At 71.9% G+C, this 11,706-nt stretch carries 7 protein-coding genes and 2 pseudogenes; 5 read left to right on the top strand and 4 right to left on the bottom strand.

Annotation, left to right across the window (positions count from 1 at the left end; genetic code table 11):
• The first annotated feature begins 218 nt into the window (after window positions 1–218).
• Both ACFTWP_RS28560 and ACFTWP_RS28555 read left to right on the top strand, forming a co-directional pair.
• Window positions 219–1,481, top strand: coding sequence for an esterase/lipase family protein (locus ACFTWP_RS28560; RefSeq protein ID WP_380267771.1), 1,263 nt, complete (start codon window positions 219–221; stop codon window positions 1,479–1,481).
• 9 nt (window positions 1,482–1,490) lie between these two features.
• Window positions 1,491–2,552, top strand: a complete 1,062-nt coding sequence (locus ACFTWP_RS28555; protein WP_380267769.1) for an alpha/beta fold hydrolase — start codon at window positions 1,491–1,493, stop codon at window positions 2,550–2,552.
• Between the two features lie 155 nt (window positions 2,553–2,707).
• Here ACFTWP_RS28555 and ACFTWP_RS28550 read toward each other — a convergent pair whose 3' ends face one another.
• Window positions 2,708–3,121: a hypothetical protein gene (locus ACFTWP_RS28550; protein ID WP_380267768.1), complete on the bottom strand. Its 414-nt coding sequence runs from the start codon at window positions 3,119–3,121 to the stop codon at window positions 2,708–2,710.
• Window positions 3,122–3,240: 119 nt separating this feature from the next.
• On the opposite strand from ACFTWP_RS28550, the pseudogene ACFTWP_RS28545 reads away from it, so the two are divergent.
• The 3 genes and pseudogenes from ACFTWP_RS28545 to ACFTWP_RS28535 all read left to right on the top strand — a co-directional run.
• A pseudogene (locus tag ACFTWP_RS28545) lies at window positions 3,241–3,429 on the top strand (IS5/IS1182 family transposase); the annotation flags it as partial.
• Between the two features lie 124 nt (window positions 3,430–3,553).
• Window positions 3,554–4,092 (top strand): annotated as a pseudogene (locus ACFTWP_RS28540) (carboxymuconolactone decarboxylase family protein).
• A 140-nt stretch (window positions 4,093–4,232) separates the two neighbouring features.
• Complete coding sequence (locus tag ACFTWP_RS28535) at window positions 4,233–5,567, top strand: MFS transporter (RefSeq protein ID WP_380267767.1); 1,335 nt, start codon at window positions 4,233–4,235, stop codon at window positions 5,565–5,567.
• Between the two features lie 190 nt (window positions 5,568–5,757).
• Here ACFTWP_RS28535 and ACFTWP_RS28530 read toward each other — a convergent pair whose 3' ends face one another.
• From ACFTWP_RS28530 to ACFTWP_RS28520, 3 genes are all read right to left on the bottom strand, one after another.
• The gene (locus ACFTWP_RS28530) at window positions 5,758–6,966 is read right to left on the bottom strand and encodes an IS4 family transposase (protein ID WP_380267766.1); all 1,209 of its coding nucleotides are present in this window, start codon (window positions 6,964–6,966) and stop codon (window positions 5,758–5,760) included.
• A 396-nt stretch (window positions 6,967–7,362) separates the two neighbouring features.
• Window positions 7,363–9,009 carry an alpha-amylase family glycosyl hydrolase gene (locus ACFTWP_RS28525; protein ID WP_380267765.1) on the bottom strand — a complete coding sequence of 549 codons (1,647 nt, stop codon included), beginning with the start codon at window positions 9,007–9,009 and terminating at the stop codon, window positions 7,363–7,365.
• A gap of 110 nt (window positions 9,010–9,119) precedes the next feature.
• Window positions 9,120–11,702 (bottom strand): carbohydrate-binding protein, encoded by a 2,583-nt coding sequence (locus ACFTWP_RS28520; protein WP_380267764.1) that lies wholly within the window; start codon window positions 11,700–11,702, stop codon window positions 9,120–9,122.
• Between the last annotated feature and the right edge of the window lie 4 nt (window positions 11,703–11,706).

The following is an 11,706-nucleotide window of genomic DNA, read 5'->3' as shown; positions in this document are numbered from 1 at the left end:
GGCTCTGTGCAGTGACGGCGCCTCAGCCCGTCCCGGGAGGCACAGCAACGCCGAGCAGCAACCTGTTCGGGACGGGTCGATCCATGGCGGACCGGACCAGGGGTGTGATCCACACCACTGGCCGCTCACCATGTGGGCCGCCCCCATGGGCCGGGCCCGCCGGCGCCCCTAGCGTGTCGGGGCGGGCCACTCCAGCCTGCCGGACGGAGGAGCGGACGATGATGCGGAAGTCGGGCGGCTGGATCCTCGCGGTACTGCTGGCGCTGGTGACCGGGCTGGCCGGGGCACCGCCCGCCGGGGCCGCCGCGCCGGGCTACCTCACGATGGAGGCGAGCTACGGCACGGTGGCCAACGGCTGGGACCACGTGGAGCGCTATCTCGACACCACCGCCGGCTTCCATCAGGAGCAGTACCCGCCGGACGGCCGCGGTGACCAGGACGGTCAGCGGCTGACCTTCTTCGGCGGCGTCAAGCAGCCGCACTCCGGGCGGTTCCTGCTGTACTCCGCGCCCGGCTGGAACAGCGGCGCGCACCAGGTGCCCGTTCTGCTGGTGCACGGCGCCAACGACAACCCGGACCGGGCCTGGGCCAACCCGGGCGAGTCGGGCGGCTACGGCTGCGGGACGGCCTCCTGCCCGAACACCGGGCTGATGCAGTACCTCTCCACACGGGGGTACCGGGTGTTCGCCATCGGCTTCGCGCACAAGCAGGGTGACAACCTGATGCAGGCACAGGAGGTCGGCGACGCGATCGCGTTGATCCGCGCCAAGCTGGGCGTCGCACAGGTGGACCTGGTCGGCTGGAGCAAGGGCGAGATGTCGACCCGAGCGTACGTTTCCTCGGTCAGGCCCCAGTGGGGGCGGCCGTACGCCGGCGACGTCCGGCGGCTGATCACCCTGGGCGGCCCCAACGGCGGCTACGACTACCCCTACGCGCACGGCTGGGCGCACGATTTCAGCATCTGGCCGGAGTGCGGCGGCAAGGTCAACGCGCCGTCCCCGCACCTGCGGATGACCTGCTACGGCAGCTACGTGGCACACCCGCAGTTCGCGTTCACCCCGACCGGCGGCTACGACGACTACCCGGGGCAGCGGCAGATGCTGGCCCGCTGGGACGGCCGGTACGGGGTCGACCAGAGTCAACAGGACTGGTACACCACCTACTACGGCGGCCAGGGCTTCTACACCGACGGCACCGGGATCCAGACCGCCATCGACGCGGGCTCGCTGATCGCACCGCTGCAGCAGGCCGGCGTCCCCGCCCAGGTCCGCGCCTTCCTGCTGGCCGGCGGCACGCCGAACATCCTCGGCATCTTCAACGAGAACCGCGGACCCAGCGACGGCGTGGTCTTCGTCTCCAGCGCCCTGGACACCACCGGGGTCGGCACGGTCGGCGGGACCGCCCTGGTCACCGGCGCCAACCACCTCCAACTCGGTTGGGACGCCACATCCGAGGCCCAGATCGCCAGCTGGCTCAACTGAAGGATCAGCATGCTTCTGCCCACCATCGTCGCCAGTCGGATCGCCACCTCCCGACTGACCGTCAACTACCTCCAGATCGAAGCACGCTCGGGCGAGCCGGTGCTCTTCGTGCACGGCAACGTTTCGTCCTCGCTCTTCTGGCAGCAGGCGATGCTCGACCTGCCCGCACAGTACCGGCCGATCGCCCTCGACCTGCGCGGCTTCGGCGACACCGACCCGCTGCCGGTGGACGCCACCCGCGGCCTGCGCGACTACAGCGACGACCTCAGCGCACTGATCGAGGCGCTCGACCTGGACCGGGTGCACCTGGTCGGCTGGAGCCTGGGCGGCGGCGTGGTCCTGCACCAACTGCGGGACCACGCGGAGCGGCTGCGCTCGGTGACGCTGGTCAACCCGGTCTCCCCGTACGGCTTCGGCGGCACGCACGGGACCGACGGCCGACTGAACAGCCCGGACGGGGCGGGCTCCGGCGGCGGCACCGCGAACCCGGAGTTCGTCCGGCTGCTGGCGGCCGGCGAGACCAACGGGGAGTCGCCGCTCTCACCGCGCTCCGTCTTCGCCACCTGCTACGTCAACTCGCCCGTGGAGCCGACCGACAGCTACATCGCCTCGATGCTCTCCACCCGCATCGGTGACGACCACTACCCGGGCGACTCCCGCACCAGCGAGGCCTGGCCGGGCGTCGCTCCGGGGGACCGCGGCGTCCTCAACTGCCTGGCACCGACGCACTTCCGGATCGACGACCTGGAACTCGCCGGCGCCAGGCCCCCGGTGCTCTGGCTGCGGGGCTCGGCCGACGTGATCGTCTCCGACACCTCGCTCTTCGACATGGCCCACCTCGGCGCCCTGGGCGCCGTCCCCGGCTGGCCCGGCGAGGACGACTGCCCGGCCCAGCCCATGCTCGCCCAGACCCGGGCCGTCCTGGCCCGCTACGCGGCGGCCGGCGGTCCGGTCCGGGAGGCGGTGATCGAGGGCGCGGGGCACAGTGTGCACATCGAGCGCCCGAAGGAGTTCCTGACAGAGCTGCTGGAATCGCTGCGCGGGGGGACGTCCTGGGCTCCGGCCGGGTGAGCGGCCAGGTGAGCGGGCGGGAGGTCGGCGCAGCGGCGTGTGCGCCGCCCGAGGCAAGGCGCCGGGGCCGGCTGGCCGGGGCCGCCGTCGCGGTTCGTTCCAGGTCCGGCCGCCCCCTGGCCAAGGGTTGTCGCGTTACCCCACCGGCCTCGTGGTCATGCCGTGTCCGGGTCGGTACCGATGGCGCCGGCCGAACGGAGTGATCGCCCGAGGTCTCCGGTGAGGATGCGGGGGTGTCGCCGCCACCACCAAAGGTCGATGCCGGGCAGCCTGTGGAACCGGTCGAGTGCCTGGCCGTCGTCGTCGACGGTCGCGGCCTTGAACCGATCGTCGATGGCTCGGATCTGCGGCGTCCAGAGCTGGACGATGTGTTCGTCCAGCAGGAGCCACGCCTCGTGGAGCCAGTTCCGGCAGTAGAGGTCGTTGGTGTACTCGTAGACGTCGTCGTCATAGCCGCGCTCGATGACACTCACCAGGGCGGCCCACGCGTTCACCCTGTCGGCGACCGTGAACGCCGTCCGCCAGCCGCGCCGGTGCAACAGCTCGCCTACCTCGGTTTCAGTGGCCATGATGGTGAGGCTTTCATGCCGAGGGACCGGCTCCTGCCGTGCCCACCAGCACGCCGCCGGGGCGCCCCGGCGGGAGCCGCGGATTCCCAAAAAGGATCAACGCCCCGGCAGCACCGCCCCGACGAGGCCGGGGCAGCAGGGGAGGACGGCCTCCCGTCTTCGCCACGGGCACCTGCCGGCGCCGCAACGAAGTCGAGCACACCATCAACCGGCTCAAGACCTTCCGCGCCGTCGCCACCCGCTACGACAAACGGGCCTACGTCCTCCAGGGCACCGTCACCCTCGCCTCGATCCGCCTATGGATCAGACCCGATCCGCCGGACAGAACCCAGTCCGTCGGCGCGGAGTACCCGGGTACAGACACCGGACGGTGCCGGGCGGGATCCCCGTCGACGGACCGTCACATCCGGAACGCCGTTGAGGAGAACCACAGTGCCGCAACTCAGCATCGGCAACGGCCTCCCGGGCATCAGCGGTCTGCCGGCCGACCGCCCCGACAGCGCCGCGCCGCTGAACCGGCTCGTCGACGTCCTGCTGCGCGGCCCCTGCCCGCTGTCCCGGGGAGAGCGCGAGCTGATCGCCGCCCACGTCTCCGAACTCAACCGGACCCGGTTCTGCTCGACTCGCACGGTGCGTTCGCCGCCGCGCAGCTCGACGGCGGCGAGGAGTTGGCGACGGCCGTCCTGAACGACCTGGAGACCGCGCCGGTCTCCGAGCAGCTGCGGGCCCTGCTGCGGGTTGCCGCCGAGGTCCAGGCGTTCGCCCGCCCGGTCTCGGAGAAGGCCGTGGCCGCCGCCCGGGCGGAGGGTGCGGGGGACGACGAGATCCACGACACGGTGCTGATCGCCACCGCGTTCCGCATGTACAACCGCTACGTCAGCTGCCTCGACACCGAGCTGCCGGCCGACCGGAGCCACTACACCGAGGGCGCCCAGCGGATCGTGGCGCACGGGTACGGCAGCCCGCGCTGACGACGCCCCCGGGCCCCGGTCGGCGGACCGGGGCCCGGGGTGCGCGGCGGCGGGGAAAGAGGGCAATCGAGAAGTAGGCAGCGGACGCGAGGCCCGGAACCATGAGCCCTCACATCGTCCGCGTCGGGAGTAGCCCACCCATGCCGCACACCGAGACCAGCCCGCTCCACCCGCTGCCCGCCCCTTCGCCCGAGGCCGTGCGGTTACGTCGCCGCGCCGTCACCGCGACCGTGGTCGGGAACTTCGTGGAATCCTTCGACTGGCTGGCGTACGGTCTGTTCGCCCCGCTCTTCGCGGAGCGGTTCTTCCCCTCCGCCGATCCGACCACCTCGCTGCTGGGTGCCTTCGCGGTGCTCGGGGTGGGCGTGCTGGCCAGGCCGCTCGGCGGCGTGCTGCTGGGCCGGCTGGCGGACCGCCGGGGCCGCAAGCCGGCGCTGCTGCTGGCGATTCTCCTGATGACGGCCGGTTCGGTCCTGATCGGGAGCGCCCCGACGTACCAGCAGGCCGGGATCCTCGCCCCGGTGCTGCTGCTCTGCGCCCGGGTCGCCCAGGGCATCTCCTCCGGCGGTGAGTGGCCCGCCGCGGCGGCGTACCTGATGGAACTGGCCCCGCCTCGCCGCAGGGGCCTCTACGGCAGCCTGTTCTCGCTCACCACCGCCGCGGGCGCGTTCACCGCCGCGATGCTCGGCGGCATGCTGACCGGCCTGGTGGGTCCCGGGGCGATGGAGACCTGGGGCTGGCGGGTGCCGTTCCTGATCGGCGGCGTGCTCGGGCTGGTCCTGCTGGCGCTGCGGAGCCGGATCACCGAGAGCGAGGTCTTCCGGCGCGAGGTGAGCTCCCGTCAGGACCGCAGCCCGCTGCGCGAGGTCCTGCGCACCCACCGGCGGCAGGTCCTGCGCTCCGTCCTACTGGTGGCCGGGATGGCGACCGTCGGCAGCACCTGGACCTCGGTGATACCGGCGATGGGGCAGCGGCTGGCTCCGGACGGGACGATGTTCTGGGTCGTGGTCTGCGCCACCGCCGTGATGATCCTGCTCCAGGTGCCGATCGGCCTGCTCGCCGACCGGGTCGGGCCGCGGCGGCTGCTGGTCGTGGCGAGCCTGCTCTTCGCCACCGGGGGCTCCTGGGCCTACCTCGCCATGACCGGCCGGTTCACCAGTCTGCTACTCGCCTACGGCAGCGGCGTGGTCTACCTGGTCTGCGTGACCACGGTCCTGCCCGCCCTGCTCGCCGAGATCTTCCCGCCCCGCGTACGCGCCCTGGGCATCGGCCTCCCCTATGCACTGACCAGCGCCGTCCTGGGCGGCACCACCCCACTCCTGGCCACCCACCTCGGCAAGAACGGCCCGTCCGGCTGGTTCATCGCCGGCGTGGTGGCCGCCGTCCTCCTCGGCCTCGCAGCCACGGCGACCTCCGGCGCTTCCGACACCCAACGATCCCAACCGGCGCACCCGGAGCCGGTGCCGATGGGTTAGGGCCAATGCCGGTGACTTTGGGTCGTGTGGTGCGGGGTGTTGGTGGGTGTTGGTGGGTGTGGTGGTGGTGAGTCGCGGTGTTGGGTCCGTTTGAGGGGCCAGTTGGACATCTTGCGTTTGATGACGCGCGGGCAGGTCCGGTGGCGTCGGTCGGATAGCAGGCGTTCGGTGATCTCAGCCAGGGTGCGGGTCAGTGCCCTGGCGAGTCTGCCGGGGGGGAAAGCGCCGCCTGGGCCGGGACCTGGCGGCGCACGACCCGCAGGCTGCGGGTGAACGACAGCCGGTCGGGGTCCAGATCTTCGTGGAGAGCGGCCTCGTGCATCAACTGTCGGATGGCGTGGTGGACGAGCAGGAACCCGTAGATCTCCTGCTCGACACCCCACGGGTACTTCGAGCGCAGGACGAGCTTGGGGCCGCGTTGGTGGGTCTTGATCTCGTCCAGCGTGGTCTCGATCTCCCAGCGTTGGGCGTACAGCGCGGCCAGCTCGGCGGCGGGTGCCTCCGTGGGGTCGAGGAGGGTGGTGATCAGACGGTAGACGGTGCTGTCGCCGGTGCGGGCCAGGGTGTACTCGACGACCCGAACCGTCACCGGGTTGCGGCGGGTCCGGCGATCCCGCTCGGCGTGGACGGCGCTGAGATAGGAGCCGTCGCTGAGGATCCGCACGACGGGCAGGTTCGCGCTCTTGCGCACCCGCCACAGCAGGTCCGCTCCGGTGGCCCGGGCGTGCTGCCACAGCTCGAAGCCGTAGAAGCCCCGGTCCGCCAGCAGCAGCATGCCCGCTTCCAACTGGACGAACAGTCGCCGCGAGAGCGTCTGCTCGCCCATCGACAGCGGGCCCACCTCGGCGCCGAACATCGCGTGGGTGCCGCACTCGGCCAGCCCCACCACCCGGGCCTGCGGGAAAGCGCCCGTCCCGCGACCTGTGCCCGGGCGCCCGAAGAAGGCGTCGTTGGCCTCGGTGTCCGCCAGGTCCAGCGTGGTGCCGTCCACCGCCACCAGCCGCCGGCCCCGGTACCACGCACCCGCCGTCTCGGGCACCGCCAACGGACGGCACACCCGCGCGAACAGCAACCGCAACGGCTCGACGCCCAGCCTGCGCCGTGCCCGGCCGATCGCGGCGGTCGTCGGCACCCGCCACGACCGCCGCCCGTCCCCGATCCCCTCACCCAGCAGCCGGGCGACCTCCTCGTAGCCCTGCCCGAAGAACAGGCACATCGCCAGCACGAAGTACACGACCACCCGCGCCGGCAGCAGCCGACTACGCTGCTCGACCCGCCCGGTCTCCGCGATCACCTCGTCCACCAACCCCGGCGGAAACGCCCGCGTCAGCACCCCGATCGCGATCCGATCCGACAACCGCTCACCCGCAGACAACTTGACCTGCCCCACCCTCGCCACACCACAACCAACGAGACAGACAGGACAAAGTCACCGGCATTGGGCCTAGGGCCTGTCCGGCAAGATCCGCCGGACAGGCTCCAGCCGGCACCACCGCCCAGACCTCGACGCCCGTCCCCGCATCACCGGGACGGGCTTCGAGGTCTGGGGGTCGCCGTCGCCACCGGCGTTGTGACCTGCCGCGTCGAGTCGCCGTGGCCGCGCTGCCGGGACGTCCGGCCGCCGGGGCCGGTCCCGCCTGCAGCGTCGGCGGGGCACGGCGGGTGAGCGGCCCCGGGACGCTGGCGTCAGGACGTGCCTCGGCCGGTAGCTTCACCTACCGCTGCCGCCGCTGTCAGGTACGGCCGGCGGACTTGGCCCCGCCCGCTCGGCTCGAGGGGCTGGCCTGTGCGGGGGTCAGGAGGTGTGCGGTCGCAGCCAGACGCAGGCGTCGGACGGCAGCAGGCCGTCGTTGCAGTCGGCGCTGGACAGGAGAACGACTGCTCCCTCCGGCAGGGGTACGGGCTGCGTGGAGAAGTTGACGGCGCAGACGAAGGAGTCGCCACGGCTGAAGGCCAGGACTCCCGGCAGGCTCTGGAGCCAGCTGATCTCTTCGGGCAGGGTCGTCAGTATGCTGCGTCGTACCCGCAGTGCGGCACGGTAGAGGGACAGGTGGGAGCCGGGGTCGTCGCCCTGCGCGCTGACGCTCCGGCCGGCCCAGTCGGCGGGCTGCGGGAGCCAGGGTGCGGCGGAGCCGTCCGGGGAGAAGCCGAGCGGGGCGGCGGCACCGGACCAGGGCAGCGGGACCCGGCAGCCGTCGCGGCCGCGGTCGGTGCCGCCGGAGCGGACGAAGGTGGGGTCCTGGAGGAGGTGGTCGGGGAGATCCTCGACCTCGCTGAGGCCGAGTTCGTCGCCCTGGTAGATGTAGACGCCGCCGGGCAGCGCGGTCGTCAGCAGGGCGGCGGCACGGGCGCGGCGCACGCCGAGGGCGCGGTCGGTGGGGGCGCCGAGGCGCTTGTCCCCCATGTCGAAGGAGGTGTCCTCGCGGCCGTACCGGGTGACGTGCCGGATGGTGTCGTGGTTGGAGAGGACCCAGGTGGGGGGTGCGCCGACCTGGCGGTGGGAGGCGAGGGTGCCGTCGATGACGCCGCGGACGGCGTCGTGCTCCCAGGCGCTGCAGAGGAACTCGAAGTTGAAGGCGGAGTGGAGTTCGTCCGCGCGCAGGTAGCGGGCGAACTGGCCGGGGGTGGGCAGCCAGACCTCGCCGACGAAGACCCGTTCGCCGGGGTAGGAGTCGGTGATCTTGCGCCAGGAGCGGTAGATGTCGTGCACGGCGTCGACGTCCTGGTAGGGGAGGTCGGTGATGTCGGGGTCGGCGCCGACGTCGGGCAGGCCGGGCTTCTTGGCGAGGCCGTGGGCGACGTCGATGCGGAAGCCGTCGACGCCGCGGTCGAGCCAGAAGCGCAGGATCGATTCGAACTCGGTGCGGACCTCGGGGTGTTCCCAGTTGAGGTCGGGCTGCTCCGGGGCGAAGAGGTGCAGGTACCAGGGGCCGGGGGTGCCGTCGGCCTCGGTGATGCGGGTCCAGGCGTTGCCGCCGAAGTAGGACTGCCAGTCGTTGGGCGGCAGTTCGCCGCTCTCTCCGCGGCCGGGAGCGAACCAGAACCGTTCGCGCTCCGGGGAGCCGGGGCCGGCCGCCAGCGCGGCCCGGAACCAGACGTGCTGGTCGGAGCAGTGGTTGGGCACGAGGTCGACGATGACGCGCAGGTCGTGCTGGTGGGCGTCCGCGATGAGGTCCTGGGCGTCGGCGAGGGTGCCGAAGAGCGGGTCGATGTCGCGGTAGTCGGCGACGTCGTAGCCGCCGTCGGCCATCGGCGACAGGTACCAGGGGTTGAACCACAGGGCGTCCACCCCGAGGTCGCGCAGGTAGGGCAGGCGGCTGCGCACGCCCGCGAGGTCGCCGACGCCGTCGCCGTTGCCGTCGGCGAAGCTGCGCACGTAGACCTGGTAGATGGAGGCGGTGCGCCACCAGGCCGGCGTGGGGCGATCGGTGGGCTGTGTCACGGGGTTTCTCCCTGTTCGTGGACGGGGCCGGAGCCCGCCGACGGGGTGTCGGCGGGCCCTGGCCGGTGGTCCTGGTGAGGACCGTTCGGTACGGCTTCCGGGGCGGCTGGTTACCAGCCGCTGTTGCCGGTGCCGCGCTGGATGACGAAGCCGCCGGTCATGTTCAGCGGGTCGCCGGCGGTCTGGGACACCGTGGTGTTGGAGAAGGTGCCCTGACCGGAGGCGTTGCCCTCGATGCCGTTGTTGCCGGTCCGGTTGATGGTCAGGCCGTTCACCCGCAGGTCGGCGACCTGCTTCTGCCAGGTGACGAGGAGGCCGCTGTAGGTGGAGTCCTCGACGGTGTTGTTCGTCAGGACGACGGGCTGGGTGATGTCGCTCTGGTCGGCGTAGACCCACAGGGCGCCGAGCTTGGCGTTCCAGTTCACCTCCATGCTGCCGGTGCGGCGCAGGACGTTGCCCGAGACGGTGGTGGTGCCGCTGAACGGCTGGCCGAAGCGGGTGGAGACGGTGATGCCGGCTGCCGCGACGACGGTGTCGGAGACGAGGTTGTTCTCGACGCTGTTGCCGCTGCCGCCGTAGACGGCGGCGCCGTTGGCGAGGACGGGCAGCTGCACGGTGTTGTTGCGGAAGGCGCTGTTGGTCACCGCCGCGCCGTCCGACCACATGGCCAGGGCGTCGTCACCGGTGCCGCGGATGCTGCTGTTGGAGATGACGGTGCTGTCCACCGCGCCGTGCAGGTTGACGCCGTCGGCGTAGGTGTTGCGGATGCGCAGGTTGCTGGCCTGCAGTGCCTTGGTCGGGGCGTTGATCCACAGGCCGACCTTGGTGTGCTGGATCCAGACGTTCCTGATCACCGAGCCGGTGCCGAAGTCACCCTCGACGCCGGCCTGGCCGTTGGCGTCGTCGCGGACGGTGTTCTGGCCGTCGATCGTCAGGTTCTCGACGGTGCTGGTGCCGCCCTGACCGTACAGCCCGCCCTTGAGCGCGGTGCCGCGCAGCACGGTGTACCAGATGCCCGCGCCGCGCAGCTTCACGCCGGAGAGGTTGATGCGGTCGGAGATGGTGTAGGTGCCGGCCGGGAGGAACAGTCCCTTGCCCTGGTTCCTGGCCGTGGTGAGGGCGTTGTTCAGGGCGGCGGTGTCGTCCTGGTTGTCGTTCGCCGTGACGCCGAGGTCCGTGGCGGACACGTAGCCGGCGGGCAGGGTGGCCGCGGTGCCGGTCTCCTCCGCCTCGATCAGGTCGATGGTGTAGGAGGCGGCGGCGTCCCCGGCGTCCTTCTGCAGGCGCAGCACGGTGCCGGCCGGCAGGGTCTGGCCGAAGGTGGCGCGGGTCTCGTCGAAGAAGCGGTGGGCCTGGCCCTCGCCGGGGTTGTTCGTGTAGGGGTAGCCGCCGTAGACCCAGGCGTAGCGGGAGGTCAGCTGCAGGTCGGGCAGGGCCTGGCCGTTCGCGTAGGCGCTGAGGGTGGCGTCGATGCCCTTGCCGTCGCTGCTGTCGGGCAGCGAGTAGCGCAGGTTGACGGCGTTGGCCGGCTGGGTGAGCTTGATCTCGACGTACTGGCCGGTCTGGGAGAGCACGACGGCCTGGCGGCCGGAGGCTTCCGAGGCGAGGGTGAGGTAGGTGCGGTCGGGGCTGAGGACGGTGCCGTTGGTGCTGCCGGCCTCGGCCTCGTAGGTGGTGAAGGGGAGGGTGGCCCCGACGCCGGTCGGGTTGGGGTTGCCGGTGGCGGTCGGCGACGGGCTGGGGCTCGCGGTGCCGGTGGGGGTCGGGGTGCCGGTGGGGGTGGTGGGGGTGAGGCTGTCGAGGTTGACGTTGCCGCTGTCGGCGGTGGTGAACTTCAGCGCGACCGTGTTGGCGCCCGCGGTGAAGGTGACGGCCTGGTTGACGGTGGCCCAGGTGTCCCAGTTCGCCGTGGCCGGCAGCTGGACCTGGCCGGCCGCGGTGCCGTTGACGACCAGGGTGAGGGTCTTGGTGGAGCCGGTGCCGTTGGCGTAGCGAACGGCGACGCTGCCGGTTCCCGCCTGGCCGGCGGTGACGGCGAAGGAGGTGGAGGCGTTGCCCTTGTTGCCGTCCGTGAAGCCCCCGACGAAGCCGGTACCGGTGTAGCCGGTGTGGTCGGAGGCGACCGAGGCACCGCCGGCGAGCGACGCGGACTCGGCCTGCAGGGTGCCGCCCGGGGTGGTGGTGCCGGTGGTGGCGGTCAGGTTGTCGAGGTTGACGTTGCCGCTGTCGGCGGTGGTGAAGGCCAGGGCCACGGTGTTGGCGCCCGCGGTGAGGGTGACGGTCTGCTCGCTGGTCGCCCAGGTGTCCCAGTTCGCGGTGGCGGGCAGGGTGACCTGCCGGACGGTGGTGCCGTTGACGACCAGGCTCAGCGTCTTGTCGGAGCCGGTGCCGTTGGCGTACCGGATGGCGACGGTGGCGGCGCCGGCCGCGGTGGCCTGCACGGTGAAGGAGGTCTTCGCGTTGCCCTTGTTGCCGTCGGTGAAGCCGCCGACGAAGCCGGTACCGGTGTAGCCGGTGTGGTCGGAGGCGACCGAGGCACCGCCGGCGAGCGACGCGGACTCGGCCTCCAGGACGACGGAGGCGGCCTGGGCGCCGGGGGCGAGCGACCACAGGGCGAGACCGGCGACGATCGAGGCGGCGACGGCGACGGCCGTGGTTCTGATGGTGCGGGACTTGCCGGGTGCAGGGGACACGTGG

This window comes from Kitasatospora sp. NPDC057015, assembly GCF_042673745.1.
GTDB lineage: Bacteria > Actinomycetota > Actinomycetes > Streptomycetales > Streptomycetaceae > Kitasatospora.
This window is presented reverse-complemented; position numbering and strand designations above follow the sequence as displayed.

Coding starts and splice junctions, on each gene's coding strand:
- ACFTWP_RS28560 (WP_380267771.1), top strand. CDS start 219: ATGATGCGGAAGTCGGGCGGCTGGATCCTCGCGGTACTGCTGGCGCTG.
- ACFTWP_RS28550 (WP_380267768.1), bottom strand. CDS start 3,121: ATGGCCACTGAAACCGAGGTAGGCGAGCTGTTGCACCGGCGCGGCTGG.
- ACFTWP_RS28555 (WP_380267769.1), top strand. CDS start 1,491: ATGCTTCTGCCCACCATCGTCGCCAGTCGGATCGCCACCTCCCGACTG.
- ACFTWP_RS28535 (WP_380267767.1), top strand. CDS start 4,233: ATGCCGCACACCGAGACCAGCCCGCTCCACCCGCTGCCCGCCCCTTCG.